Source organism: Levilactobacillus tongjiangensis (genome assembly GCF_003946345.1).
Lineage (GTDB): Bacteria > Bacillota > Bacilli > Lactobacillales > Lactobacillaceae > Levilactobacillus > Levilactobacillus tongjiangensis.
Genome location: NZ_RHNY01000006.1, coordinates 141086 through 167027, shown reverse-complemented (window position 1 = coordinate 167027; position 25942 = coordinate 141086). Strand labels below are relative to the sequence as shown.

Below are 25942 nucleotides of genomic sequence, written 5' to 3'. Positions count from 1 at the left end.
TTAGGATACTTAAAAGTGTAAGCCTGCCAGGCTTTTTATGTACTTTAATTGTCCCATTTCAACTAGCACAACGGGTATTAGCATATTTAAAAATAGTACTTATCTCATCGTATACTGATTTTCCTGTAACATAATTCGGTGCAAAGTATGGTCTTAATACGTCATTCATAGTGGGTTTATCTAGTTGACTGATATCAGTAGATATATCTGGAGTTTCAATTTGTACAGACTTGCCATCTGGCGTCTGAAAAAGCAAATCCACCTCAACCAACGTTGGCGGAGTGCTATCGTCCGCCGATGCAATTACGGATTTTCCGGTGAATACCCCCAGAACCAAGGCAGTCATTACCAATCCTAATCCGATCATTATTCGACTTATCAGTTTGTTTTTCAATGAAATCACCCCTTAAGAATAGTTTAAAGCTTCACAAGAATGATTGCCACCGAAAGTTTAAGCGTTTGCATTCTTTGGGGTGCTTTATAGGCCAGGTCATACCTTTTCCACAGTCAAAAGGCCAACCTCATAATTACCTCCTTAAGGTTAGCCTTGGTTGCAGTAGCTCATATTCCATTACCAAATTGCGCCGAAACTGGCTAAAAAGCCCCACCGCCGGAACCGCCACCAAAACCACCTGAGCCGCCAAAGCCGCCACCCGAGAATCCACCAGACTTACCTGCCAGACTGACACTGTCCGCTGTGCTGATAGCAGTAGCAATGCTGCCCCCAACGACCCCCATCAATGGTTGCCCAATGTTGCCTATGAAATACACTGAATAAAGCTCCGGCATGCTGGTTTCAATTATCCGCTGGTCAAAGTCTGCGTTCATCTGCTTAGTTACCTGCTTCGCCAAGCCGAAAGCCACGGCGTACGGCAGAATTTGTTCCCAGAGGATAAGGTCCCCAATCTTAGCCGTGTTGAAGTGGCCAATATCTTTGAGCATCCGCCGAAACCCCTGTGCCTCGTTCATCGCCTGTAACCCGGCTGCATTGTACTGTGACACCCGAATGTGGCTGAATAGATACGTCCAAACAATCATCAGTAAGAATCCACTGGCCACCAAAGTTGCTAGAAATGCGGTCTGACCGAGTACCCAGGCAAAGATGAGCCACACGCCAGCTAATCCAGTTACCCCTAACGCAAGCCACCGCAACCGCTGGCGATATAAAATGTTGGGAACATCCTGATAGCTCCGGGCTACCGCATTAATTTGACTTTGCCAATCCTTAAACCATTGGTCTACCACCCCTTGCTTGTCGGCAGCTGCGAATGCCTCCAGCTCCGCCAAGGTAAAACTATCAGTTCGATTCCCCAAGTTGGCAAAACAGGCGTGCAAAAACCCATTCTCAACCGTGCCAACCTTTGTGAGCCGCGCCGTTTCATGCTCAGCCCCCTGCTCCATAATCAGCTTGAGGTCGCCATGCCCGACTGCCACCATAATTTCGCCCGTTAATGCATTGGTATCGGGCCACCGTAAATCAACAAGGACCTGGGCCACGGCTGGTGAAACCTGTGGCACGTCGAAGAAATGCGTGATTCTAGCTGGCACAGCATGCCGATTGGCCGAATGGCGTCTCAACCACCACCCAGCAGCCATAATGGTCGTGCCAATCATTGCCACCATGATCCAATAGCCAATCCACTGGCGTAACCGCCTCTGTTTTAACTGGGCGTTAGCCGCGCTTGCCAGTCTAGCCTCTTGCCGTTGTACCACCCGTTTACGCGCTTGCTTGCTCCGATTTTGATTCGTTGCCGTCACCTGCGTTGGAAAAAGTAAGTGACTTTCAATGAATTGATTGGCTGGATTGCTGCCCACGGTCATGGTCACCCGACCCGCCTTGGTGCTGACCCGAGTAACCCCCGCAGCGGGACCGTGCGTCCACGCCTGCAGCGTCGAAATATGTTTCGCGGGTAATTGGACCACCAATCGGACATCCTTCAAGGTAACGTCCCAGGCACTCCCGACCAGCTTCCAGTTCAACTCGGCCGTATCCCGGTAATTCTTAACCACCCCTCGCAAATGATAGTGGTACGTTACCTTGATCCGGTCACCAGCCTTAATTGTTTGATACAATTTAACTTTAATCTGCTGCTGAGTCTGGGTAAGTAGGTAGGTGTGGTTCGCCTGATCAGTTCCAGCATGGGCAATGATCACTGGACCGTTATTGCGTTGTGAAGAAATCCCGGTCAGTTTGCCACCCCGAATCCCTCGTAGATCTTGAATATTATAGACACCGTGGTAAGTGCCCGAATTAAAGTGATACGTCATGGTCTCCCTGACATTGGCATCACCATTGCGTAGGATATCAGCTGTTACCTGAAACGGCCGAATCGTATAGTCTGAATCTGCCAAGGCAGACTTACTTCCAATGACCCCTGAGCAGAGAACCAATAACCCAGCCAGTAACCACCTAAACCAGTCCCGTTTCATCGGCCACCACGCCTTTCCCTGTATTTGGCCTCAGTCTAGCATAACGTCTATGTATCAATACCCATGAATCACTTTTGGGTGAAGTTGTTAGTTAAGTGGATTACTGGCGATGAATTAGCTTCACCTGAATCTACAAGAAAAGTAAAGGCTGCAAGTCTGCAGCTTAAAGGTCAATTCATTTCAATTGCCATCACGTTAAATCTAGTTATACTAGTCATAACATCGTAATCTCAGGAGTGTATGCTATGGCAACCACAATTCGGATAATTGGTAATTTTGTGGGAGCCATTTGTGACCCCGTCACATGGGCCCGGGTCATTTCAACTATTGATCAATTTATCTAAAAATTTCTATCAAATTGATTAAGCTATCATCTTTCTTTCGATTTTACAGATATACCAATGCGTAATGCAAATCTAGCCAGTCACAACACAAGTCAGAGGACTATCCAACATAAAGCAACGTTGTCCTACAAATTCGGAGGAAAAATGACCATGTCACTTGGAAGCACGCTCAAACAAGTTCGTCAGCAGCAACACCGCTCACAGAAAGATATCGCCACCGGGATCTGTGCCCAATCTATGCTGTCGGCCATTGAAAACGACCATTACACCCCTAATGCCAAACTTCTGTTAGCGCTGTGCCACCGGCTGAGTATCTCACTTGACGAAATCAGTTTGGCCACTGATTTTGCAATCAGCGGGGATGACTCTTTGAATGCCCGGATGCAAGCGCTCTGCAACCAGCACCGCTATCAGGAACTTCATGATTTTCTAACCGACCCCCGCACCCTCGCTGCCGTATCGACTGGCGAACAGACGCAAGCCTATTACTATTACCTCGGCGTATCTGAGCTGCACGTTGACACCCAGCTCACCAATGCCGCGCAAAACTTGAAGTTTGCTGCAACCATGACTGAGGAACACACCGCCACCACTCTGACCCGCCTGGCCACAGTTTCATTAGCAACCGTGTTGGCAAAGCAACAACGACCAGTCCAGGCAACCCGGCTAATTGAGCAGTCACTAGCGAACCTTGAACAAAGGCCCTATGAAGAAAATCAAAATATCATTTTCTATCTAGCTGCTCTGTCCGCCTATTTTCTAGGAAGATCTGAAGTAGCGAGTCAACGACTATTGGCGGGTATTGCTTTCACGACTGAACACCAATCCCACTACATGTTAACCAATTACTACCGATTGTTAGCGGAAATCGCCGATCAAGCTGGTAAAGCAGATGAAGCCGAGGATGCGCGGCAGAAGCAGCAGTTCTTAACCGACCTCTTTCATGAAAAAGTTCCCGAAAATTTCTAAGTATCAGTATTCTGATTTTTCATCACTACCATAAACCGGTAGAGTAAGGCCATCCAATAAGGAGGCCTTTTTAAATGCCAAAAATTCTCTTTCAAAATCAGCAATCAACTCAGGCTGTTCACGAGCGCTTGCTGTCGATCCTCTCCCATCCAGAAAATCTCCCCCTGTGGGATGACGAAATTAGTCGTGTCGTGCCTACAACCGCTGGCTATGGCCTCACCCGCCAGCGACCAGCCCTCAATGAACATGAACTGCTGACCGTGAGCGCCAATGCAAACCAAGTCCGCTATCATAGTCAGGGAGGTCGGCTTAGTTATGACCTCATTTTCACCCTAGGTACATCAGCTGGACTAACTACTCTGACTCAAGAACTCCAACTAGCACCTAACTCGGCGCTTCTCGTTCCTTTAAAACTGCTGATGCCAATCGCCAACCATGCCTTTGCCCAGAAGTTACAGTCACTCATTACTTTAGCGGAGTCTGCCAGGGAGGTCATGATTTAATGCAAGGAATTGTCCAAACGTCCTACCAAGGAATCGATGCGCTACAACTCACCACGCGCCCACTCCCACGGTTAAATCCTCTGGCCGTACGAGTCACACCAGTCATGCCTTACGACGTTTCAACTGAGAACGGCGACCTAAAACAACTACGACCCATTAAACTGCCAATCGTTGTAGGTTACGGTTTCGGTGGCATTGTCAGGGAAGTCGGTCGGCTACGGAACCAACATCTGCTGAATCAACCGGTCATCGGTGTCCAACCAGCTGGCAGTAATCAAGAACAACTTGTTTCATCATTACCACCGCTGCTGTTTCCAGTGCCACAAGGTGTCTCCTTGGCCAGTGCCACCACGTTGATTGGTGGTGCTGATGCGGCTTACTTTGCCTTCAAAAAGTGCCATTTACGAGCCAGCCAAACGGTCCTGATTACAGGAGCTAGCGGCAGTGTCGGTAGTTACTTGCTACAATTAGCCCAACTCTTTCACGTAAAAGCCATAGCAGTTGGCCACTCGAGTCGTCACGAATTTCTTAACAGCTTGGGCGCTGAACAAGTATTAGACTACGACCGCCCATTGTCAGTGCAAGCCATCTCTTTTGCGACCGTTAGACACGTCATCGACTTAGCTGGGGCCACGTCATTGTTGGACCGCCTATCCGCCCAACTGGGAGCGGTAAGAATTCTCTCATTAACACTGCCACAATATCACCCACATCACCCACATCAAACCTTTAGTTTTGCCAGTGGGGCCATCCAGCCAGGTGACTACCGCTGGCTATTGGACCAGCTGGCTAAGGATCAGTTGACGGCAGCCATTCAAGAACAGTTGCCCTATACCGCCGTCAAAACGGCTCAGCATCATTTAGTAGATGCACATGCTGCCGGCCGGATCTTACTAACGTACAACCAGGAGGTCACCAAGCATGCTGACACTATTAACGATTAATTGGAATCAACTGCTCCCACAAATCCTGACGCTGTGGTTCGTTGGTTGGGGAATTCGAGCCATGCTCATTGGCGTTATTCTTGGTGGCTTGGTTTGGCTGATCAAGCGTCGCCGCTAGAACATTTTATTTAACTTAAGTCTGATACCCGCTAATTTTTGGTTAAAAGGACGCCCCGGTTGATCAACTCAACTAGGACGTCCTTTCTGGCATTTGGCATAAGAGGTAACGCTTTACTGAATTTGCTTCACACTTCAGCTTCATTCTCTTCATTCAATTGATCACAGTCAATAATCAGCTGACAGACCTCTTTGTCCGGTGTCAATTTCATCGAATACTTTCGACCAAATTCAATCATCGTATGATGAGCACGGTGTAAATCTTCGGGTTTTAGGATACTGACGATTTTATTTTCAATCTGCAAAGGGGTCGCCGTCTGAGTTACAAAATGTAAACGTTTAGAAATGGCTGACACATGGGTGTCCACAGCAAACGTTGCCTGACCAAACATGTCACTCAAAACGACGTTGGCGGTTTTTCGACCTGCACCAGGCAGTGCCATAATTCCCTTTCGATCAGTAGGAACTTCATCGTTTAAATCTTCATGGACGATTCTGGCCGTCTTGATAATATTCTTGGCCTTGTTGTGAAATAGGCCGACACTTCTGATAATAGCCTCCACGTCTTCAACTTCGGCATTCATCAAGTCCCGTGGTTCTGGGTACCGTGAAAACAGAATTGGTGTCACTTTGTTCACCGATACATCAGTGGCTTGGGCACTTAGAATGACCGATACCAAAAATTGAAACGGCGTTCTAGCGTCTAGCGACAAGCCAACTGGGCCAATCTCTTCCTCCATTTGCTGAATAGCCCAGATAATTTGGTGATCCTTTAGCATTGATTTCACAGCTTCTTTCATCTTACTTGGGAGTCTTTACCACCCAATATACCGTAAAAAGACAAAAGTACAAGCTTGATTACACCCTAAACCCTGCACCGTGACCGCCATAGTAATGAAATACTCCATTGTATTCTTGGATGCCTTGAACAATAATCGTTCTGCGACCAATTTGTTTTACTTTATCTTTCGTAAACGCTACGGACCCATCCGAATGCCAAAAGGTATAATATTCAACGTTAGCGGGTCTTCCTTGGGCACGTAGCTGCTTAAGCCGGTGTTGGTATTTTTGAGTTAGTTGATTGATCCTATGATTAACCGATTTGACCTGTGCTTTCGAATAAACGGACTCTTTTTCAACCGCAAGATGCTTCTTCAATTTCTTCAGCAGTTTCAACTTATACTGGAGCACAGCTGGCCAGGCAATTGAAAGTCCCTTGCGATTCAACGTCGCAATTCTTAGAGCATGTTTGTCTGTTTTGGTGAGGCCTGTTTCGTACGACTGCCGTTTTCCCTTAGTGACAGCATAGCCGTTGCTCGTTGGCAATTCCAAGCTAACCATCAGCATTAAACAGGCAACAATCACCTTAAGCCATTTCTGCCAAGCGCCCGTGCCTAATAATTGCATGAATACCCCTCCGTGTTCAATCTGCCATGAAAGTAAAGTTAACCAGTCAACAAAATAAGTCGTTCAATTCATCCAATGTTTATCAGAATTATAATAATCGATATTAGCATCCACATTATTAAGTATCAACACTGATACCATTTGTACCTCGCCAAAATCCTTGAGTTACTAAACCATATCATCCACCGCTGCCATTAGCAAGCTGTAAATTAGTACCAACGCCACCAGAAAAAAACGTAAGCTGATTGGTCTAATTTCAAATGCCTCTCAATTAACCGTGAATCTCCATCACGCCACATCTGGTCTGCCACCTACTATAATTATCTTTATTGCCCAAACCGAGCTAAAAGTAGCTGCCAATTAATGTATCTAAAAAGATGTCTAGCACAAACTAGACACCCTTCATATCTTTTTCAGTCATCAATACTAAACAAAAGTTTGTAACGCCTAATGACTTCTACCAGTTCCTCCCTGGTAACACGATCAATAATAGACTCTTCTGTCACACCTCGAGCTACCAAATCAAGTGCTATGGTTTGATCTAACAGAGCCTTGCCCGTAATTTTTTGACTTGATTTTAGGTTAAAATACATTGGAAAATCACGCAGGGTACTACTAATTGGCGCAACGATAGTCATATTACTAGTCTTGCATACCAAATCATTGCTTAGAGCAATTGCCGGTCGACGGTTCATTTGTTCATGACCACGACTAGGATTAAAGTTTACAAAGAAAATATCGCCTTGACTTACCATGGCTGTTCATTGCCCTCCGGTTTTCCCCAATCTAACTCTGTTTCACGCTGGCCATCATCCTGCCAATGGGCAAACAACTCATGAATGTTTTCCGGCTTTTTTTTGACAGGTGTTAAAACAATTGATTGATTTTGAATCGTTAAAAGCAATTCCTGATTGTCTTCTAGGTCTAGCTGTTTAATGACCTTACTAGGGATTCTAGCCGCTTTAGAGTTTCCCCACTGGGCCAAATGAATTTGTTCCTCTATTGATGCCATAAAATTGTTCACCTCAAATCTTAAAAGGAGTATATATTATGTAGATACATAATGCAACTATTTCTGCTTGTTTCATTGTCCAAAAAGGCAGCAACCAGTCGTCTGATTACTGCCTAACTTATTTGATATGAGTTGTTTATTTCGCTGCCAATCGCTGGCGAGTATCGGCCAAGATTGCTGGTGCCAAGCCCAGCCGTTCCGCGAGCCAAACCGCCTCACTAGCGCCCACCTGATGTAATAGCAACCGGTACGTTGGCCGCAACGTTTGCGGATCAAAAGCCATCGTCGCCGTCATAAACGTCGGGCACCCCACCGCGTATTCCTTAATAGCACTAAAATGGGTCGTTGCAATGATGGTCGCTTGTTGTTGCCGCAAGTACTCAATGATGGAGATACTAAGCGCTGAACCTTCTTCAGGGTCAGTCCCACTCCCAATTTCATCGAGCAAAACCAGTACATTTGGCTGAATATGGTTGGTCATCTCAACCAACGTCGTCATCTCGGCCGCAAAGGTACTCAATTGCGCCGTGATACTCTGGTTATCACCAATATCGACCCAGAACTGGCTGAAGACGGCCATTTGCGTCCCAGCCTCAGCCGGTAACTCTAGCCCCACCTGTACCATCAAAGCAAACAGAGCGATGGTCTTCAAAACCACGGTCTTCCCGCCGGAGTTAGCCCCCGTGATCATCAGTCCCTGGTGCGGCGCTAATTCGATATCTAACGGCACCGCGTTTTCACCAAGCAAGGGATGGCGACCCGCCACAATTTTAATGCGTTGGTTAGCGTTAAGCTCGGGCATTCGACTTGCCGTTTCCAGTCCATAGCGCCCCCGGGCCATGATTTGATCAAATTGACTGAGCAGTGCTTGATTCTTAACCAAGTCGTCCCAATGATCCAACACATCACCAGTCAACGTCGCCAGCAACTGGTAGACCTCGTCACTCTCATCACTGATGAGACTCGTCAGGACAGCACCTTTCTTTGCGGCCGCTTGTGGCTCAAAGAACACCGTCGACCCAGTCCCAGATTGGTCAACGACCTGACCACTAAACCGATTTTTATAGCTGGCCTTCAATTGAACACAGACCCGGTCATTCCGTGTGATCAGCCGGGGACTCTGGACCGCCTGCGCGTGTTTCTGGATAAACTGCGTTAGCGTTGCTTGCACCTGCTGGCGTTGCTTTTTAATCTGTCGGCGAATATCCGCCAACTGTGGGGTGGCTTCGTCCGCAACCTGACCCCGCACAATTACGTGTGCTAATCGGCCCTGAAGACCACTCAACCGGCTCGCTGAACCTAATAACTCGGCCAGCTTTGGTGCGAATTGTTGATGGAGGTCTAAGACTGTCTTTAACCGTTGAAGATTCGTCAAGAAGTCGCTGACCAGTCCTAGCTGTTGGGCGTTGAGTAACAGTCCTTGATCCAGCTTTGTTTGTAACGCTGGCAGTTGATCCAAGTCAAAATACGTCAGCATCACGTCGTTGGCCAGTAACCGGTGGGCCTCCGCCGTCAGGACTAACTGTTGCTGGACCACGGCCAAGTCGGTTTCATTGTCACTGGCCTGTAATTCCGCAGCCGCCCGTTTACTGTGGGTAAAGCTGGCAACGGTGGCCAGGATTTGATCTAATTGGGTAATTTGTTGTAAATTCATTTTTTCTCCTTGCAGCGAACAGCATGGAGAAACCATTCGTCAATAATTGAATTGTCAGTCCTGCTGTTTGCTAATGCTTGCACGAATTCGTGCCGGACATCGCGCGACAATTTTCCACACTCATTAACGTCACTCCTCGTTTTTTTCATAGATGTTAACCGTAACATATGTTCAAACTTTGAGCAAATTGCCAATCATTGATACCTGGCACATTGTCAATGATTACCATTAAAAGACAGACCGAGAAATTCAGATTTCATTTCCAGACAGTCAAAAGACCAGCCATCGCCTCCCGACAATGTACTGACCTTTTCCTAAAATACCGCTCTACATTTGCCCTTCGAACCGCCGTGTTAGTTTTGCTTCGCTTGCCTGCAAAAGGTCTTGCGCATCAATATCATACAGACTACTAATGACCAATACCTGGTCCAAGGCATCCGCAAGTTCTTCTTTCAAATTGGCCTGTAATTCCCCCGGTGTGGCCCTCTTCTCACCTGGATGGTCGCGTCCAATCTCAACGGCCCGAATAGCCCGCGAAACTTCTCCCATTTCCTCCGTCAAAAAATTCAAATGAACGAACGGTGAATACTGATACCAATTCCGTTGTTGATAGAACTTGACCAACCATTCTTGATGATCCGTGATTGTCATTCTGAGACTCCTCCTCTTAACCGTACTTCTTCAACCTTACCAGAGTTGGAGACTGACACAACTAAGAGTACTTACAAATACCTTTATACTGACTTTGCTGGCGATTTACTTATCTTTATCCGTCTCGCCCAGCCGCTTCAAACCCGCCATCAACAATGCGGCCATTTTTGCCGGGGATTCCGGTTTGTCTTGAACCAGCCAGCGGTTAAGTACATTCCAAAAGCCACCAGTGGCAAAGCTCATAATGTAATCGGTCTCGGTCGGTGACCCATCAATGTGCCAAGGTGCCGGAAATACCCGATAGATTTCACTAGCCATAGGCGTAATCTTAGCGAGCATCCGACTAAATAAGCCCTGGGCAATCAACACCCGAATCCGCTCACGCTCCTGCCACCAAAACTCAAAAAAGTACGTGAGCACATCCTTAAATCTTAGTTGCTGCGGCGCAATTTGCTGAAGTGCCACTAAGTACCGCTGACCAACCTCCCGATCATAGTAATCCAATAAGTCATCCTTATCTCGGAATGCCCGGTAAAAAGTCCGGCGGGATAGCTGCGCCTGCTCAGCAATTTGAGTCACAGTAATCGTGTCGTAAGGCTGCTCGCTTAATAAATCAAATAATGCGGCCACTAACCACTCTTTTGACTGTTGTGCCAGTCTTTCTTGCCCATTCATCGTTACCAACCTCCTGTCACAGACCACCAGCATTTGTAGCACTTGTCCCTCACGTGAGACCCCCGCTTGTGTCTCCCAGTATACGCTGTTAAGGTCAAAGTGTCACAGATGTGACATGACAACACAGATGTGCCACTTAAGGGGGAGTGTCCTATGAATAAGCTCAAGGGTGTTTTACCAGTTTTACTACTAGGCAACTTGCTATGCATGATGGATGTGTCCATTATGACGATTGTTTTGCCAGAGATTCAGTCAGCTTTCGGGGAAAGCTTAACCGAACTTTCCTGGGCTCTCAACGTCTACACCATCACCTTTGCCACGTTAATTATTCCATTCGGTCGGTTAGCGGAACGGTTTGGTCAAAATAAATTTGTCTTCGGCGGCCTATTAGTCTTTGGTACTGGGTCGCTACTCACCGGAATGGCACCAAACCTGGCCTGGATGTTAGTAGCACGCGCCGTTCAAAGCGTTGGGGCCGCCGCTATCATTCCCACCAGTATGGTTATTGGTTTGGACCTGAGCAGCATGGCTAACCGAAATCGGGTTGTAGCAGCATTGGCTGGCATTCAGGGCCTAGCAGTTGCCCTTGGCCCGACAATCGGGGGAATTGTTGCCCAGTACTGGGGCTGGCGTTGGGTCTTCTTCATCAACGTTCCACTGGTCATCATTGACCTGCTAGTTTTTGGTTTCGTCCTACCACTCCGTCACGAAAAAACCGTTCACGTAAAAATTGATTGGTTAGGCGCCCTACTTAGCATGATCATGCTTTTCAGCTTCTCACTGGGCCTGATCAAGGGAAATGATTGGGGCTGGCATACCGGAACTATTCTCGGGTTATTTATTTTGGCAACTGGCAGTTTTTTACTTTTCTTACTTTGGGAACGGCATACCGCCAATCCCATGGTTGATTTAGCACTCTTTCACAGTCGTAATTTCAGCGGATCTGGTTTGGCACTGGTTCTCTGCAACTTCTTTCTAGGTGGTCTGGCCGTCCTCTTACCGACCTTCTTGACCCGGGTCCACGGTACCAGCGAGTTAAAGGCGGCGCTCCTCATGACGCCTTACTCAGTAACGGTTATGCTAACCGTCATCTTGACGTCACTGATCATCAAGCGAATCAACAACAAGCTTATCTTGACCGTTGGTTTTCTGCTAATGGGTGTGAGTTATTACCTCCTCAGTACCGTCCCATTGGGTTCTAACTACCGTCATTTGATTGTCGCGGATATTCTCTTAGGCTTAGGTTACGGACTAGTGGCAGCTACTGCCAACATTCTCGTCGTCGCCGATTTTCACGGGTCTCGTTTAACCAGTTCACAAAGTGTCGCCAACGTTTTACGCCAAGTCGGCATGGTCCTGGCAATTGCCGTATTCACCACCTTGCTAACCAGTAACGTGTCGCAAGCTAAGCAAAATACGATGACGGACGCGCGAGTACGTATCAATCGCCTAAGCAACCTATCAACTGGACAACGGCAGCGATTGACCAAAAAGCTTCAGCACAAATTGCAGCCAACCAGTACCACTGTTTCCGCGACTAATTCAACAGTTAAGCCCACGGTCGTTACCGTCTCAACTGCCACTCGCTTGCAAAAAACTGATCAGGCCTATCAAACTGCCTTACAGAAATTAGCGGTCACCCAACAGATCTCACCAGCCTTGCTTCCACAGACGGTGAAACAGAAAATTCACCACACTGTTAGTCAGGTAGTCAATCAAAAAATCACACAAAAGATCCATCAACTCAACCAAGAACTGGCCAATCTTGTTCAGAGTGTTCACCACACCCTCAAGCACCAGCTAAATCATGCTTTTCTAAATGTCTTTACTGCCCTCAGCTGGTTACCATTTGCTGCCATTTCAATCATTCCTATCTTCAAGTTCCGCCACACAACCTAAACGCCTGCTAGCGCACGTTTCAGCAGGATAAACTTTGAAATAAAACAAGGGTCTGGGATTTTCCCCAGGCCCTTGTTGCGCGCCAAATGTATGAAACGTGAGACAGATGGCCAGTGTCTAAGCAACTTTCCGCCACACCCACCGAGCCACCATGAACAAGCTGATAATTGGCCCAAATAGAATTAGTAAAAGCGTGGCCCAAAGTCGCTCACAATAAACGTAAAGTGGATTAAAAATCTCATCTGTGCTTTGCGTCGCATCAGTTGTGAATGCCCAGGGATTGACCGTCACACCATTGGTCGTCCAGCGCCGATCACGGTGACTATTCTGCATATCTTGTTGATGCATGGCCAGTGAGCGAGTTTTATAGGACGTCATCTCTTCGTCATTTTTAATGAACAAGTTCGCAAATTGCCGCCGTAGCACCGGGTAACACACCAACCAGCTCAGAAGAATCCAGACCACGTAGGGGGTTAGCGGGACTTGCCACTGCCCCTTGATTCGTTGCAGCCCAAACGCTAACAGAATTCCAGTGATCAGAAATCATTTAAAAAGCGCGACCAGATAAGCTGTGAAGCTCATTCGATTTCCCATAAAGAACGCTCCTTTCTATGATTCTCATTGAATTTTAATGTAATTATACCATACCTCAATAAGCTGACTAACGCGAATTGCCAAAGAGTTTAGCTACTTACCCCACCTGGTCCTTCGCCCGCCAAATCCTTAAAGAATGTGATGATTTTTTGACGAGATACTTATGATTTCACTAAGGGCCGCAAGAAACCTTAAAGTCCCAGTCAAAAGTCCCCGCTAGCAACCGATTTGCGGTAGGATAGCAACATGTTGAACGGAACGAATGACTGGTAATAATCTCACGGAGGTGATTGGATGCGCTGGGAACCCCTATTACTCATAATCTTAATGGCCGGATTAAGTGGCCTGTTTATCCTCGCAACCGGTAAAAAGGTCCATTGGCTGGCCCTCCTGATCTTAGCTTACTTTACTGGATTAGCTGGAATCGTCTTCACACCACTGTCCTTTTCTGGAACGGGTGTCTACATCATGCCAGCAGGCATTGGTCGAGTAAACTTGACCAACCTGGACCTATTTAACCTGGGATTTGCGGAAAATATTTTAATGACCATTCCCATCGGGTTAATGATCAAATGGCTGTTTCCCAAGCTATCCTTCTTGGCGACTGCTGGATTCGGTGTCTTCGTGGGCGGCAGTATTGAAACGATTCAATACATCCTATCCCACCACTGGTTGATCAACCGCAGTAGCGATATCAATGATGTTCTGGCTAACGCACTCGGCATCATCGTGGGCGGTATCGTGATGGCGATTTACTACAAAGTTAGCGTCAGTCGTCGACAGGGACGACATACTCGCGCGCTAGCTTAAACCAACTGGCGTGACCTAGTCTAAAAATAAACTGGGTCACGCCGGTTTTCTGTTCTCTAAATATTCACAGCTAAACATTGAAAGTTCGAAAACAGTATCAAACCAAGAATAGTAAGGCGTTATTGACTTAAAATTAGTCTTAACCAACCACCCGCGGCAGTCAGAGATTCCGGTTAAACGGATTCTTGGAAACAAAGCTAGTTTAACTACCTGTATAAAACATCACTTACGCAATATTATTTGCGCGCCACTAGCTAGCCGAGAATGAGTCAAATCTGGACTAAGCCGTGGGATATTTTTAAGTGATTTTCTTGAAAATGGCGACTTGAAGACGTGCTTTGCGGCTTCAAGCGAGGGGCAAGACCGCTCTTTGGCTTGCCCCGTCCTGCCCACCGCGTTCCAGTCCAAATTTGGCGAACGGTAAGGCGGCAATTTTCCACTATGTTTGATTAAAACCTAATCCTTGTTATATCAGGCATAGTTGGAGCTTCAGTGCTTTCACTTTTAGACAACAGTATCAATTGACCACCAAAGAAAAAAACAGCCCCTGCGCACGCGCAAGCAACTGCTTCACTTAAAAGTCTATTCATCGACGGTCGACGTCGCCTTGGTCTTACGGAAAACGAACCATTTACTGAAGAAGTAGTTGGCCAATACAACCACGACTTGATCGACTAACTTCGTTAACATTTCATTTTGAGCGAGTAGTGAGACCCCGATCCACATGATACCCTCATCCATAATCAGCGTTGCTGCCCGGACCGAGAAGAACGTCACGATTTCTCGCCAGAGCGCTTCAAACGTGGTGAAGTGAGAATGGAAGACCCACACCCGGTTGGTCACGTAGGCGAACAGCACGGAAACGAACCAAGCAACGGCCGTCCCAATCTGATAGTTCCAACCCCACATGGTGGCCGTCACGTAAAAGACCACCAGGTTGACCAACGTCGTTAACCCACCGAAGAATAGGTAAGCAATGACACTTTTATATTTTGCGTAAAGTTGACTTATCCGGTTCATTGAAATCCTCCCCGAAGAGCTGCCCCTTCATTCTTGTTATAACGGAGAATCCCGCTTTAAGCAAGGTGTTGACTCCTTTTGATAGAAAAAATTAAGGTGTTCACTCGGCCACTGACTTTACCATGGTGACTGAGTTGTTCTGTGAGGCATTGTTTATGTGTGTCGTGGTAGTGGTGGTGATTGTTTTGTTATTATAAGTTAAAGTAATAATTTTAATCATCACTATTGCACCCATACCCTCAGATTACCCCATTGAAAAACACCACCTCGGCGCACTGCCAAGATGGTGTCCATAGTTAAATTTTTAAGCGTTCTTGAATCATTTGAATCGTATGACTCTTCAGCACTAAGTAAACCAGCACAATTTGAATCGGTGTGGTAATCAGCTGCTTCAACGCCCGAACTGGGAACAAGCCCCAAAACGGCGTCTTATACATGATAGTCACCCACAACGTATTCAAAATGGCGTTAACGACTAACGAAATTAAGACGGAAGCCCCAATCACACGCCACCAGGTTACCGGTTGTTGGTAAAGAAATAACGCGTAGATCAGTGACCCCAGGACTGCCGATAACGTGAACCCTAGGAAGAACGGCCCACCAGTCATCAACGTGCCAACCACGTCGACCACTGCCGCCGTCATCATCCCCCACCAGGGACCATACCACTTCGCGATTAGCGCAACAATCAAGAAAGTAAAGCTAAACTTGATAAAGGTGTTACCCACCGAGAAACGACTGATCACCAGTTGTAATGCCATCAACAGTCCCATTGTTACCACGCTCAACGTGTCCAGCTTGGGAAGCCGGGTATTTACCATCGTCTTCAATTCAGACATCTCCTAAGGGAGTTGCCACATCGCTGCGGCCAATGCGGAAATAAGATCGCGGGACACATCCCTTCGTCTGGTGTTCACATTGCGTTCCACCAGCACTTGACGCCTTATTTCCTACTCCGTAAATTTTAATTACAGGAGACAGCATACCATATCCACACACAGGATGCACGACTTATGCGCGATCAAAATCCTTCATCCACGCCAAAGCCAACGCCTTTTCACCCAAATGGGCCCCAATAACGGGTCCAAAGTAGGACTGTTCTACCGGGATCTCTGGGTATTGTGCCGCAATTTTATCTGCCCAGGCTTGACCGCCCTCAGGATCGTTTGCATTAATAACTAACGCCCGCAACGGGTAGTCGACCTGTGCTTGAGCTTCCACGAAGAGACTTTCTACTCGTGCCAACGCCTTCTTACGCGACCGAACCTTTTCAAAGGCCACGATTTCGTGGGTATCGTCATCAAACGTCAGTAACGGCTTGATGCGTAAGACACTTCCAATAAAACCGGAGGCGTTCGACAACCGACCACCCCGAACCAGGTTTTGTAAGTCATCCACAACGAAGTATTCCCCAATAGTGGCTCGCAACGCGTCTAAGCGCGCAATGATCTCCTCGGGCTCCGCACCCTTGTCGGCCATGCGAGAGGCCTCAATGGCCAAATACCCCATCAATTTAACGGTGATCTGTGAATCATACGGGATCACCTTGATATTTTCAATGGTGGGCGCAATGTTTTTAAGTTGGTTCACGAAGCCGGAAATGGTGCTGGCTAAGTGAATGCTGATAACGGCGTCGTATCCTTCGTCTGCCAATTGGTTGTAGAGATTGATCATCTCACCCAACGGTGGCTGGGACGTACTGGGAAACGACTTGGAATTTCTTAAACGATCGTAGAATTCATTGGTGGTAATATCAACATCTTCATCATAGGAGCGACCATCAATGATCACCGGAATTGGTACAACGTGAATGTGATACCGCTCGACCTCTTCTGCGGACAAATAGCTAGTACTATCGGTGACCACAGCAATCTTCATTTTTACACCTACTTTTTCTTTCATTTCGTCTCCCTAGAATACCATAAAACTTTCGACGCGACTAGGAATTGTCGGCCATCCCCCGGGGAATCCGCCAAAATATCAGTAGGCCCACCACAAATAGGATCGACAGCGAAGCCGCCCCAATGCGGGATTGTCCCGTTAATTGCGTGACGATTCCCACCAATACCGGTCCTAAAACGGCCGAAAATTTTCCTAAAATATTATAAAAGCCGAAGAACTCACTGGACCGTTCCTTGGGTACTAACCGGCCAAAGTAAGACCGCGATAACGCTTGAATTCCCCCTTGACTGGTCCCCACCAGTACCGCCAAGATCCAGAAATCCGTCACAGATCTCAGGAACAAGGCATCCACACAGATAACGAGATAAACAATAATAGCAATTAAAATTCCCGTGCGGGTACTGGTTCGATTGGCCAACCAACCATAGAGGATTGAAAATGGAAAGGCCACCAACTGCACGACTAACAACACCATAATCAGGGTCGTACTCGTGATCCCAATATCTAAGCCGATCGACGTCGCCATGGTAAAGATGGTATCGACCCCGTCAATGTAGCAAAAGTAGGCCACCAAGAACCATGCCAATACCTTGTGTTGCTGGAGATGGCGAATGGTGGTCCAGACCCGCTGCCAGCTCTGTTTGAGCGGTGCTCGAGTCGTCGTCAACGAATGGCGCTGATGAACGTTACGCTGAATCGGTAAGAAGAAAACGACCCACCAAACGGCCGCCAACACAAATCCCCAGCGAGCCACATCGATACTCGACATCTGCCCAAACCCGTGGGTCAGCTGCAGAATCATGAAGAGGATAAAGGCGATCACGCCCCCCAGGTACCCGAAGCCATAACCCACACTGGATAGCTGGTCCATTTGCCGGTCGTCACTCACATCCGTCAGAAAGCTGTCGTAAAATAGGTTCCCTCCAGAATACCCCAGAACTGAGAGAATGTAGACCACCAGTAACCACTGCCACTGACTCGCTGGCATCAACGCTAGGCCCAGTGTCATCACCATCCCCAACGAAGCAAATCCTGTCAGTAGGCGTTTTTTATACCCTTGATAGTCAGCCAGAGCACCTAGAAAGGGGGCCAGGACGGCTACCAGCAACGTCCCCAAACTATTGGCGTATCCCCAAAAAGCCGTGGCGTTGGCCGCACTGACCCCACTGGCCTGCGCAATGCCCTTAAAGTAGATGGGCAAAACCGCCGTGGTCACAATGATTCCATACCCTGAGTTGGCCCAGTCGTAGAACACCCAGCTCCACTGTTCCTTATTTAGCTTCATGACGGCCCTCCTTGAACGCTGCCGTCAAGGCCTTGCCTGGCAGTGATTCTGGAAAACGCACGTCCAGTAAACGGGCAAAGGTCGGTGCCTCATCGATCAGCCGCGCCGTTTCGATCACCTGATGCTCTTGGATGGCTGGTCCATTCAGAACCATCGTCGTAAAGTAGTCGGGTTTGTCCGGATCATATCCGTGGACACCGTGGTAGCGGTCTGGTTGCCCCAAACTAGCTGGATCGACCGGTTCCACGACGGTTGGCCGACCAGTCTCATCGGTGAAGTAATACCCCGCCTGAGCCTCAACCATGAATTGGCAATCCGGGTCGGCACCCCGTTCAGTGGCTTCTGCCCGTGAATGCACGGCAGCCACCCCCTCGGTCTGCGCTAACAAGCCCTTTAGCGTCTGCATATCCGCAAAGTTACGCGTATAAATGTAGGTACAGCCATCACAGGACTTGGCCCAAACGTGCCAGTCGTTCTTAACCGTTCCGTTGGCCGTGGGCGTCAGCCAGCCTTTGGTCGCGAACGCTTGATTCAGGTGAATCATGTGATCAACGTTGATCTGATAGTGGTCCCCCAAGACGGCAAAGTTGGTCTCGGCAAACGTCCCAGCCGCAATCGTGGCATCGATCAGTTTACCGACCCGAGCGTCCAACCGTTTCAACGCGGCCATTGCCTCGTCTGAACGCACACCGTAACGGTGACGCATACTATCCATATCGACCAAGTGGATCAACGTTAGCCACGGTTTTTTATGGACCAATGTATCCACCGCACACGCCGTGATAAAATCATCGAGCTCTGGTTGCTGAATCCCCCGGCGCAAGTGTCCGTACTTCTGGTTCATCCGCCAGAGAAAGGCCGGACTGCTGGCCTTCAACGAGACCAACACCTGATTCGTCCAAATGCGGTTGGGAAAAATCTCCGCTAAGTTGTACGTGATCTTGCTGCCGGCCGTGACGGGCCAGAGAAAGGCCGCCGTCTTCTTGTGCTGCTGCCGGACCAAATCGTACAGCGTCGGCACCTTCACGTCGCGTTGATACCAGTACCAATCCGGTGATTGGCGTTGTGGTTGCAGCTTCGTATTATTGACGATGCCATGTAAGCTAGGATACTGCCCCGTAATAATCGTGGTATGAGACGGGTACGTCAACGTCGGGTAGATTCCCCGTACTTGTCGAACCCGGGTCCCAGTGACCACCAGTCGTCGCAGGTTTGGTAGGTCATCTAGATGGTCATCCAAATCGCGACTGCCCATTGCATCAAGTGAAATTACAACTAATCTCTGCTTAATGAGTCATCACTCCTAACCAGTTAATCTTTAACGGACCGCTGCCGATCCATACTTTTATCTAAACGGTTTAAAAGAATCTGTAATAAGTTGCGTTCATCCGGAGACCAGTGTTCAAAAACCTGGTCCGAAAGTCCCTCAAAGGCTGAGTTGATTTCTGCAGCGGTATCGGTTCCTATAGCGGTTATTGTATATACCAACTGACGTTTGTCCCGGCCAATGGCTTCCTTGGTCACCATTTCCTTGGCCACGAGGCCCTTGAGTTGTCGACTCAATGTCGACGTATCTAGCTTCGTGTTCTGAGCAAGAATCTCTTGCGTATTTTCCCCGCCACCGATGTGGTCGAGTAACTGCCACTCCGAGACGGTCAGATGGTGCTGCTTGGTCATCCGCTGGAGTAGCGTCTGTTGAATCTTACTAATTGCCATTAATGCTGTAAGACTGGATTTCATTTGGCCCTCACTCCTTTGATTGTATTGTACAACGGTTTGCTTGTTGACCACAAGCTTAAATCTGGGTAATTTGGGGACCTTTTTCACTGACCAGAGACGTTCTTCTTTGCGTTAAAGCGGTTCGGCCGTTATACTTTAAGTTGTGTCGCTTTTAACGAAAATTAAATTTAAATTTCTTATATAGAAAGGTGTTGTTTCCCCGATGTCATTTGATGGTTCTTTCACCCACGCCATGGTCCACGAACTGAGCTCAGCTCTGACCACCGGCCGGGTCAGCAAAATCAATCAACCCTACGCCAACGAAATTGTGTTGACGGTGCGGGCAAATAGCCATAATTATCCCATCCTGTTATCGGCTAACCCCACCTACGCGCGGATTCAAGTTACTCAGATTCCGTACGTCAATCCACCCGTTCCCACCAACTTTACGATGATCCTGCGGAAGTACCTGCAAGGTGCCATCGTCAAGGGCATCACCCAGTCCGCCAACGACCGAGTCGTTCACCTGCACTTTACCTCCCGTAACGAGTTAGGTGATCAGCAGGAGCTGCTCTTGATCATTGAAATCATGGCCCGTCACAGTAACGTGATTCTAGTCGACAGTTCTTCCATGAAGATTTTGGATGCCATCAAGCACGTTGGTTCCGACCAAAACCGTTACCGGTTACTCCTGCCTGGTGCGCAGTACATCAACCCACCAAAGCAGGACCTCGATGATCCCTTCAACGGACCACGGGCCGACTTAGCCGCCACTATTCGGGAATTTCCGAACCGTGAAGTACTAGCCGGTACCCTGCAGCATCAATACCAGGGACTTGGTAAGGATACCGCCGCTGCTTTGGCCGTAGCGTTACACGAACCTGGTGACGCCGCCCAACACTTTAGCGACTTCTTTGCTGGGTTTGACGCCCCCCAACCAACACTAAACATTACGCCCAAGGGCAAGACCAGTTTCACTGCCTTTCCGTACCCCATCACGGGGACCCAACAGTCAGCTGAAACCCTCAGTGAGTTACTGGACGCCTACTACCAGGACAAAGCCGAACGCGATCGGGTCCAACAACAAGGGAGCGTCCTGATTCGGGTGGTGCGCAACGAGCTCAAGAAGAACCGCAACAAGTTAAAGAAACTCAAGCAGACGTTGGCCGAAACGGAAAATGCCGACGAATACCGGATCAAGGGGGAAGTCCTCACGACTTACCTGCATCAGGTCGAACGTGGACAAACCGAAGTCTCCCTACCTAATTTCTACGACAATAACGAACCCATCAAGATCAAATTGTCGAACCAGCTCTCACCAAACCAAAACGCTCAGAAGTATTTCAAGCGGTATCAAAAGGCCAAGAACGCCGTCATTTACGTCAACGAACAACTTGAAAAGACGCAGGCCGACGTGGACTACTTTGCCAACATCATGGCCCAGATCGAACTAGCTGCCCCTAAGGACCTCGTCGATATTCGCCTGGAATTACAACAAGGCGGTTACCTCCGTGACCACGACCACCAGAAGAAGCAAAAAAAACAAAAACGGCAAAAGGTCAGCAAGCCAGACCGCTTTACCGCCAGTGACGGCACCAAGATTTCTGTCGGTAAGAACAACCTGCAAAACGATCAGTTGAGTTTGCACACGGCCAAACGAACTGATATCTGGCTGCATGTGAAGGATATGCCGGGGTCTCACGTCATCATTCACAGCGATGACCCGACGGAGGCCACCATCATGGAGGCTGCCAACCTGGCGGCCTACTTCTCCAAGGGCCGTGAATCCAGCAACGTGCCGGTGGACTACCTACCCGTTAAACGACTGCACAAGCCTAATGGTGCCAAGCCCGGTTACGTGATCTTTACCGGTCAACGAACCGTCTACGTAACACCAGAGAGCGAACTGGTTGAAAAATTAGCTGCTAATGCCAACTAGTTGTTGGTTACAACATGTGTGTCTTCCCGCCTTACCGGTCGCCAGATATGGGCTGGAACGGTGCGGACGCAACTTGAAGCCTCGAAAGACCCGAGTCTTCAAGCTTGGTCTTCTGCTAAGCCAGCAGGAAAAACACCTACTGACTAAGCAGAACGACGCGCCTGAGCCCATATTTGGCGACCTCTCGGCTGACACAGCATTTTGTTGCCAACCTAGCTGGGGTTAGCAATCCCAGCATAAAGGGTGCAAGTAACTCTCTCTGCTGTAGTACTGTACTCGTGCTAAACCACAATCAGAGCCGCAGGCTACCTCGCTGGCCCCCGGAGTGCGACCAATTTATCTTTCAAACTAAAAAGGCGACTCATCAAGAATACTGATGAGTCGCCTTTTTGCATATAACAATTAATCACTTAAATCGTACGATTGATGATTTGGTCCAGCTCGTCCGTATCGCTCAGGTTAGCCAGTGACAAAGCCTCGCTCGAACCAAACGCAATGGTCGCACCCACCTCTTGGTCGGTCGTCCCTGGTCGGTTCAAAACGTGTAACTGGCGGAACGGAAAGACTGCGTTCATTAATGCTACCCGGGTGCTGTTGAGGTCGACTGAGATATTGGCCAACTCCGTTTCATCCAGTGTCCCGATGTGTTGCCGGGTTAGCATCCGCACCCAGTTGACCCCCGTGACCTTACTCAAGAAGGCCACCTCGGTCAAACGGGTCGGCCGAACGCCCACCACTGCCAGCTGAGCCGAATCCGCTGACTTAGGCGCAAACAGGACCTGAATCATCCCCGTCATCTGTCGTTCACTCGCGGCCTGCTTGGCCAGTTCCACCAAGTTAGCGCGTTTTGCCTTGGGTAATTCCGCCGGCATCCGGAAGGCCGTGACCTGAGCCAGCGACTTGTTCATCCCCGGTGCCAACATATCCATGACCCCGACCGCAACCTTTTGTTGGCCGTGAATGAAGAGGCTCACCCCAATGGTGGCACTCTTTGGAGCTGGCTTCCCAGTCTCTTGATCCGGTGGCAACACGTGGAGGTTGAGCGGTAATTTGCTCAACTCCCGCGTTAGGTAGTGCCGATTCCCAGGAACGATGACGATGTCCGGGTGCTCCAATTGAATCACGTTCAAGACATCCCCCAGTTGAATGGGATCCACGTACTGTTTGTCGGAAAATTCCGGTGCAATTCCCACAGCGTTGGGATTGGTATTCATCAAGATAGTATGATACCCTGCGCGCTTCAATTGCTTGAGCATCTCCGTGGTAAAGTATTCAGCCGCTGAATTAGGGCCGAGTTGATTACCGCCCCGACCGAGCACTAAGGCCGTCCGGTCGCCCAGGGGCTGGCTTTCATTCTCATACTCAAAGGTACTGTAATACCCACTGGTATCTTCGGGAAATTCACCAGCCGTCGGTTCAATCATCTTGTAGGTCGGCTGAATGGCCGCCTGAGCCGATAATTCTCGAATGGCCGCCGTATCCGTCTGCCAGATGCGGGCAATCATCCCGTCACCGAACCCAAAGTACCGCGCCCGTTGCAGGGTCTCCGTGTCCATTGGATGGTCTTGAATTTGTTTTTCAATCGTCAACAGGTGTCGCAGCTTGACGAAGTAAAAGTTGTCGATTTTGGTCAGTTCACTGAGTTCTTCCGGTGAGTATCCCCGCCGCAAGGCTTCAATCAGCACTAAAATGCGGTTAGCCAGCGGATGGATCAGTTGCCGGATCATTTCCCCATCCGTCAGGTTGCTGACGCTAGGGAGCACGTCACGGGGCGAAAACTGCGAGCTCCGCACGGACTTCAGGATGGCTTCCTCAACGGAGCGGCCAATGCCGACCGTCGATCCCACCGCCTTCATCACCGTATCCAGGTGTTGGTCAGCGTCTGGAACCTCTTGAAATGGCCACAGCGGAATCCGCACACTGATGTGATCAATGGTTGGTTCCATAATGGCCGTCTGCTTCACGAAACGACTAGGCAGCTTCACGTCGACCAGACGCTGTCCTAGCAGGAGCGCCCCGGTGACCAACGCCACTGGATACCCGGTCGTGCGGGCCGCCAAAGCCACGCCCCGTGAAAAGTACGGGGCGACCTTGGTGACGTAGAAGTGCTGGTTGGCGGGGTTCAGGGCAAAGTGAATATGCAAGACCCCGACAATGTTCAGTTCAGTAGCAATCCGGAACGTGGCGTCCCGTAAGTCTTGATACTCACGGTCGTTCAACGTCTGCGGTGGCGTCACCAAGATAGAATCACCGGAGTGAATCCCAATGGGGTCCATGTCCTCTAAGCCACTGATCAGGACGGCCGTGTCGGCCACGTCTCTGACGGCGACCATTTCGATCTCCTTGTAGCCCACAACGCTGCGTTCCAACGTACACTGGTCAAACCGGGATTGCTGGAATCCCTGATTCAACGCCGTTAACATGTCGTCCACGTTTTCACAAATGGTCCGGTTAGTGTCCACCCGCGGTGCTACTGGCTTAACAATCAGCGGAAAGCCGATCGATTCGACCAGGCCCATCGCCTCGTCAGTCGTGGCCACGATTTTAGCCTCGATCACGGGTTCGTGGATTTCCTTGAGACTGGCGTTCAAAGCCGCTGGGTTATTGATCTGGCGGAGCGTGTCCGCTGGCATCCCCAGTAACGTGATGCCTAGTCGACCGATATCCCCATTTTCAACCAGTTCCTGGGCAATGCGAATCCCCAGCAAGCCGCCGAGTGATGGCAGAACCGCGTCGGGTTGATCTTTTTCCAGAATGTGACGGACATTGGCCGTGGTAACGGCTTGCACGTACATGTTCGTCGGTTGGATCTCTTCGAGGGCAACGGAAAAGGGATTGTTATCGATGACCAGTGTGCGGACCCCGCGCTTCTTAAAACCGGTAATGATCTGCACCATGGCGCTGTCCAACTCGGTCTCGTGACCGATCTCGGTTGGGCCACCCCCGATGATCAACACTTTTTGTATGTCATCTAAATTTGGCAAGCTTATCCCTCCCGCGCTGTCATAGCTTCCATAAATTCATCAAACAGGTCGCGACTCTCGTGTGGGCCCGGGGCGCCGTCCGCAAAGAATTGCACGGAAAAAGCCGGGAAGTCCCGGTGCCGTAATCCCTGGACGGTCCCATCGATCAAGTCGACGTACGTCGTGATCAGCCGGTCACGGTCGATCGACTTGGCGATCACCGCGTACCCCTGACCCTGCGTCGCGTAAATAATATCATTCGTAATGATTCGGCGAATTGGGTGGCTACTCCCGTGATACTCCACGGGTAGTGCCTTCAGTTCAGCTCCGTTGGCCAGAGCAAATAGCTCGTGACCGAGGCCAATCGCAAAGAGTGGAATCTCCGCTTGGACCTCTCGAATCATGTCCAGGACCCCAGTCCCCAAATCAAGGGGTGAACCGGGCCCAGTCGACAGGAGCACCCCATCCGGATCCAGATTCAAGACATCCTGCGCACTGGCCGTCCACGGGAGGACCGTCACGTTGCACCGCCGCTCGGACAGTTGCCGCAAGATTCCGTGCTTCAGACCAAAGTCGATGACTACCACGTTCTTGCCAGTATCCGGGTTAGGATACGGCTTCGGCGTGGCCACTTGGTCAACCTGCCGATTGGTCAAAACGGTCGCGTTCAGCTGGTCAAAGGCGTGCGCATCCGCCACGTCGACAATACTGCCCTTCATGGGACCAGCACCCTGCCGAAGCTTGCGAATCAAGTGACGCGTATCAATACCACTGATTCCGGGAATGTTGTGCTGTTGTAAGAATTCGTCCAGTGACAGCCGAGATAGCCGGTTGGTCGAGATGTTCGTCACGTCTCGGACCACCATCCCCTTAGCCGTGGGTAAGATTGACTCATAGCTATCGTGGTTGATTCCCACGTTTCCAATGGCTGGCTGCGCGAAAATAATAATTTGATTATGATAAATTTGATCGGTAATCGTTTCTTGATACCCTAAAAGATTCAGGTTGGTGATGACTTCACCGCTCGTGGTAGCGCCGGCACCAAATCCTTCACCGGCGTAGGCCGAGCCGTCTTCTAAAATTAAATAGCGTTTTGCCATGTAAA

Annotated in this window: 25 protein-coding genes and 1 riboswitch; of the genes, 7 read left to right on the top strand and 18 right to left on the bottom strand. The window is 49.2% G+C overall.

What is annotated here, in order from left to right; all coding sequences use genetic code 11:
* Nucleotides 1-58: 58 nt before the first annotated feature.
* A complete protein-coding gene (locus tag EKM75_RS05210) occupies nt 59-394 on the bottom strand; it encodes a hypothetical protein (protein ID WP_125692679.1) in 336 nt (111 codons plus the stop codon).
* 200 nt (nt 395-594) lie between these two features.
* Nucleotides 595-2430 (bottom strand): DUF2207 domain-containing protein, encoded by a 1836-nt coding sequence (locus EKM75_RS05205; protein WP_125692677.1) that lies wholly within the window; start codon nt 2428-2430, stop codon nt 595-597.
* Nucleotides 2431-2924: 494 nt separating this feature from the next.
* Between EKM75_RS05205 and EKM75_RS05200 the strand changes: the two genes are divergently transcribed.
* The 4 genes from EKM75_RS05200 to EKM75_RS12700 all read left to right on the top strand — a co-directional run bounded on the left by EKM75_RS05200 (nt 2925) and on the right by EKM75_RS12700 (nt 5308).
* Complete coding sequence (locus tag EKM75_RS05200; protein WP_191988792.1) at nt 2925-3743, top strand: helix-turn-helix transcriptional regulator; 819 nt, start codon at nt 2925-2927, stop codon at nt 3741-3743.
* A gap of 74 nt (nt 3744-3817) precedes the next feature.
* A complete protein-coding gene (locus EKM75_RS05195) occupies nt 3818-4246 on the top strand; it encodes an SRPBCC family protein (RefSeq protein ID WP_125692673.1) in 429 nt (142 codons plus the stop codon).
* Entirely contained in the window at nt 4246-5190 is a 945-nt protein-coding gene (locus tag EKM75_RS05190) for an NAD-dependent epimerase/dehydratase family protein (RefSeq protein WP_125692671.1), read from the top strand. Before EKM75_RS05195 ends, EKM75_RS05190 begins: the two co-directional genes overlap by 1 nt.
* A complete protein-coding gene (locus EKM75_RS12700) occupies nt 5168-5308 on the top strand; it encodes a hypothetical protein (protein ID WP_164508731.1) in 141 nt (46 codons plus the stop codon). Before EKM75_RS05190 ends, EKM75_RS12700 begins: the two co-directional genes overlap by 23 nt.
* Before the next feature lie 127 nt (nt 5309-5435).
* Here the strand turns inward: EKM75_RS12700 and EKM75_RS05185 are convergent, their stop codons facing one another.
* The 7 genes from EKM75_RS05185 to EKM75_RS05155 all read right to left on the bottom strand — a co-directional run bounded on the left by EKM75_RS05185 (nt 5436) and on the right by EKM75_RS05155 (nt 10706).
* Complete coding sequence (locus EKM75_RS05185) at nt 5436-6086, bottom strand: endonuclease III domain-containing protein (RefSeq protein ID WP_125692692.1); 651 nt, start codon at nt 6084-6086, stop codon at nt 5436-5438.
* A 79-nt stretch (nt 6087-6165) separates the two neighbouring features.
* Nucleotides 6166-6714 carry a hypothetical protein gene (locus EKM75_RS05180; RefSeq protein WP_125692669.1) on the bottom strand — a complete coding sequence of 183 codons (549 nt, stop codon included), beginning with the start codon at nt 6712-6714 and terminating at the stop codon, nt 6166-6168.
* Nucleotides 6715-7127: 413 nt separating this feature from the next.
* Nucleotides 7128-7469, bottom strand: coding sequence for a type II toxin-antitoxin system PemK/MazF family toxin (locus EKM75_RS05175; RefSeq protein WP_125692667.1), 342 nt, complete (start codon nt 7467-7469; stop codon nt 7128-7130).
* Nucleotides 7463-7726 (bottom strand): AbrB/MazE/SpoVT family DNA-binding domain-containing protein, encoded by a 264-nt coding sequence (locus tag EKM75_RS05170; RefSeq protein ID WP_125692665.1) that lies wholly within the window; start codon nt 7724-7726, stop codon nt 7463-7465. Before EKM75_RS05170 ends, EKM75_RS05175 begins: the two co-directional genes overlap by 7 nt.
* A 136-nt stretch (nt 7727-7862) precedes the next feature.
* Nucleotides 7863-9380 carry an endonuclease MutS2 gene (locus EKM75_RS05165; RefSeq protein ID WP_164508730.1) on the bottom strand — a complete coding sequence of 506 codons (1518 nt, stop codon included), beginning with the start codon at nt 9378-9380 and terminating at the stop codon, nt 7863-7865.
* A gap of 327 nt (nt 9381-9707) precedes the next feature.
* Nucleotides 9708-10031 carry a MazG nucleotide pyrophosphohydrolase domain-containing protein gene (locus tag EKM75_RS05160; RefSeq protein WP_125692661.1) on the bottom strand — a complete coding sequence of 108 codons (324 nt, stop codon included), beginning with the start codon at nt 10029-10031 and terminating at the stop codon, nt 9708-9710.
* A 105-nt stretch (nt 10032-10136) separates the two neighbouring features.
* Complete coding sequence (locus tag EKM75_RS05155) at nt 10137-10706, bottom strand: TetR/AcrR family transcriptional regulator (protein ID WP_164508729.1); 570 nt, start codon at nt 10704-10706, stop codon at nt 10137-10139.
* Nucleotides 10707-10859: 153 nt separating this feature from the next.
* On the opposite strand from EKM75_RS05155, the gene EKM75_RS05150 reads away from it, so the two are divergent.
* On the top strand, nt 10860-12605 hold the full coding sequence (locus tag EKM75_RS05150; protein WP_125692657.1) for an MFS transporter: 1746 nt from the start codon (nt 10860-10862) through the stop codon (nt 12603-12605).
* Between the two features lie 117 nt (nt 12606-12722).
* Here EKM75_RS05150 and EKM75_RS05145 read toward each other — a convergent pair whose 3' ends face one another.
* Nucleotides 12723-13031 (bottom strand): hypothetical protein, encoded by a 309-nt coding sequence (locus tag EKM75_RS05145; RefSeq protein ID WP_125692655.1) that lies wholly within the window; start codon nt 13029-13031, stop codon nt 12723-12725.
* Between the two features lie 462 nt (nt 13032-13493).
* On the opposite strand from EKM75_RS05145, the gene EKM75_RS05140 reads away from it, so the two are divergent.
* The gene (locus EKM75_RS05140) at nt 13494-14009 is read left to right on the top strand and encodes a VanZ family protein (protein WP_125692653.1); all 516 of its coding nucleotides are present in this window, start codon (nt 13494-13496) and stop codon (nt 14007-14009) included.
* 582 nt (nt 14010-14591) lie between these two features.
* On the opposite strand, the gene EKM75_RS05135 is transcribed toward EKM75_RS05140, so the two are convergent.
* The 6 genes from EKM75_RS05135 to EKM75_RS05110 form a co-directional block, all read right to left on the bottom strand.
* Nucleotides 14592-15029, bottom strand: a complete 438-nt coding sequence (locus EKM75_RS05135) for a GtrA family protein (protein ID WP_125684693.1) — start codon at nt 15027-15029, stop codon at nt 14592-14594.
* Nucleotides 15030-15325: 296 nt separating this feature from the next.
* On the bottom strand, nt 15326-15850 hold the full coding sequence (locus EKM75_RS05130; protein ID WP_225426664.1) for a folate family ECF transporter S component: 525 nt from the start codon (nt 15848-15850) through the stop codon (nt 15326-15328).
* A 42-nt stretch (nt 15851-15892) separates the two neighbouring features.
* A riboswitch (THF riboswitch) is annotated at nt 15893-15989 on the bottom strand.
* A gap of 51 nt (nt 15990-16040) precedes the next feature.
* The gene (locus EKM75_RS05125; protein ID WP_125692690.1) at nt 16041-16907 is read right to left on the bottom strand and encodes a DegV family protein; all 867 of its coding nucleotides are present in this window, start codon (nt 16905-16907) and stop codon (nt 16041-16043) included.
* A gap of 61 nt (nt 16908-16968) precedes the next feature.
* Nucleotides 16969-18216 carry an MFS transporter gene (locus EKM75_RS05120; protein WP_125692649.1) on the bottom strand — a complete coding sequence of 416 codons (1248 nt, stop codon included), beginning with the start codon at nt 18214-18216 and terminating at the stop codon, nt 16969-16971.
* A complete protein-coding gene (locus EKM75_RS05115; RefSeq protein WP_263853490.1) occupies nt 18203-19507 on the bottom strand; it encodes an alkaline phosphatase family protein in 1305 nt (434 codons plus the stop codon). Before EKM75_RS05115 ends, EKM75_RS05120 begins: the two co-directional genes overlap by 14 nt.
* A gap of 20 nt (nt 19508-19527) precedes the next feature.
* The gene (locus EKM75_RS05110) at nt 19528-19956 is read right to left on the bottom strand and encodes a MarR family winged helix-turn-helix transcriptional regulator (protein WP_125692645.1); all 429 of its coding nucleotides are present in this window, start codon (nt 19954-19956) and stop codon (nt 19528-19530) included.
* Between the two features lie 202 nt (nt 19957-20158).
* Between EKM75_RS05110 and EKM75_RS05105 the strand changes: the two genes are divergently transcribed.
* Nucleotides 20159-21874, top strand: coding sequence for an NFACT RNA binding domain-containing protein (locus EKM75_RS05105; protein ID WP_125692643.1), 1716 nt, complete (start codon nt 20159-20161; stop codon nt 21872-21874).
* A gap of 410 nt (nt 21875-22284) precedes the next feature.
* Here EKM75_RS05105 and EKM75_RS05100 read toward each other — a convergent pair whose 3' ends face one another.
* Both EKM75_RS05100 and EKM75_RS05095 read right to left on the bottom strand, forming a co-directional pair.
* Nucleotides 22285-24858 carry a carbamoyl phosphate synthase preATP-grasp domain-containing protein gene (locus EKM75_RS05100; RefSeq protein ID WP_125692641.1) on the bottom strand — a complete coding sequence of 858 codons (2574 nt, stop codon included), beginning with the start codon at nt 24856-24858 and terminating at the stop codon, nt 22285-22287.
* Nucleotides 24859-24860: 2 nt separating this feature from the next.
* Nucleotides 24861-25937: a carbamoyl phosphate synthase small subunit gene (locus EKM75_RS05095; protein ID WP_125692639.1), complete on the bottom strand. Its 1077-nt coding sequence runs from the start codon at nt 25935-25937 to the stop codon at nt 24861-24863.
* Between the last annotated feature and the right edge of the window lie 5 nt (nt 25938-25942).

What these genes read in the sequence shown, in the direction of transcription:
- EKM75_RS05205 (WP_125692677.1), bottom strand. Translation starts at nt 2,430, where the DNA reads ATGAAACGGGACTGGTTTAGGTGGTTACTGGCTGGGTTATTGGTTCTC.
- EKM75_RS05200 (WP_191988792.1), top strand. Translation starts at nt 2,925, where the DNA reads ATGTCACTTGGAAGCACGCTCAAACAAGTTCGTCAGCAGCAACACCGC.
- EKM75_RS05195 (WP_125692673.1), top strand. Translation starts at nt 3,818, where the DNA reads ATGCCAAAAATTCTCTTTCAAAATCAGCAATCAACTCAGGCTGTTCAC.
- EKM75_RS05190 (WP_125692671.1), top strand. Translation starts at nt 4,246, where the DNA reads ATGCAAGGAATTGTCCAAACGTCCTACCAAGGAATCGATGCGCTACAA.
- EKM75_RS12700 (WP_164508731.1), top strand. Translation starts at nt 5,168, where the DNA reads ATGCTGACACTATTAACGATTAATTGGAATCAACTGCTCCCACAAATC.
- EKM75_RS05185 (WP_125692692.1), bottom strand. Translation starts at nt 6,086, where the DNA reads ATGCTAAAGGATCACCAAATTATCTGGGCTATTCAGCAAATGGAGGAA.
- EKM75_RS05180 (WP_125692669.1), bottom strand. Translation starts at nt 6,714, where the DNA reads ATGCAATTATTAGGCACGGGCGCTTGGCAGAAATGGCTTAAGGTGATT.
- EKM75_RS05175 (WP_125692667.1), bottom strand. Translation starts at nt 7,469, where the DNA reads ATGGTAAGTCAAGGCGATATTTTCTTTGTAAACTTTAATCCTAGTCGT.
- EKM75_RS05170 (WP_125692665.1), bottom strand. Translation starts at nt 7,726, where the DNA reads ATGGCATCAATAGAGGAACAAATTCATTTGGCCCAGTGGGGAAACTCT.
- EKM75_RS05165 (WP_164508730.1), bottom strand. Translation starts at nt 9,380, where the DNA reads ATGAATTTACAACAAATTACCCAATTAGATCAAATCCTGGCCACCGTT.
- EKM75_RS05160 (WP_125692661.1), bottom strand. Translation starts at nt 10,031, where the DNA reads ATGACAATCACGGATCATCAAGAATGGTTGGTCAAGTTCTATCAACAA.
- EKM75_RS05155 (WP_164508729.1), bottom strand. Translation starts at nt 10,706, where the DNA reads ATGAATGGGCAAGAAAGACTGGCACAACAGTCAAAAGAGTGGTTAGTG.
- EKM75_RS05150 (WP_125692657.1), top strand. Translation starts at nt 10,860, where the DNA reads ATGAATAAGCTCAAGGGTGTTTTACCAGTTTTACTACTAGGCAACTTG.
- EKM75_RS05140 (WP_125692653.1), top strand. Translation starts at nt 13,494, where the DNA reads ATGCGCTGGGAACCCCTATTACTCATAATCTTAATGGCCGGATTAAGT.
- EKM75_RS05135 (WP_125684693.1), bottom strand. Translation starts at nt 15,029, where the DNA reads ATGAACCGGATAAGTCAACTTTACGCAAAATATAAAAGTGTCATTGCT.
- EKM75_RS05130 (WP_225426664.1), bottom strand. Translation starts at nt 15,850, where the DNA reads ATGGTAAATACCCGGCTTCCCAAGCTGGACACGTTGAGCGTGGTAACA.
- EKM75_RS05125 (WP_125692690.1), bottom strand. Translation starts at nt 16,907, where the DNA reads ATGAAGATTGCTGTGGTCACCGATAGTACTAGCTATTTGTCCGCAGAA.
- EKM75_RS05120 (WP_125692649.1), bottom strand. Translation starts at nt 18,216, where the DNA reads ATGAAGCTAAATAAGGAACAGTGGAGCTGGGTGTTCTACGACTGGGCC.
- EKM75_RS05110 (WP_125692645.1), bottom strand. Translation starts at nt 19,956, where the DNA reads ATGAAATCCAGTCTTACAGCATTAATGGCAATTAGTAAGATTCAACAG.
- EKM75_RS05105 (WP_125692643.1), top strand. Translation starts at nt 20,159, where the DNA reads ATGTCATTTGATGGTTCTTTCACCCACGCCATGGTCCACGAACTGAGC.
- EKM75_RS05095 (WP_125692639.1), bottom strand. Translation starts at nt 25,937, where the DNA reads ATGGCAAAACGCTATTTAATTTTAGAAGACGGCTCGGCCTACGCCGGT.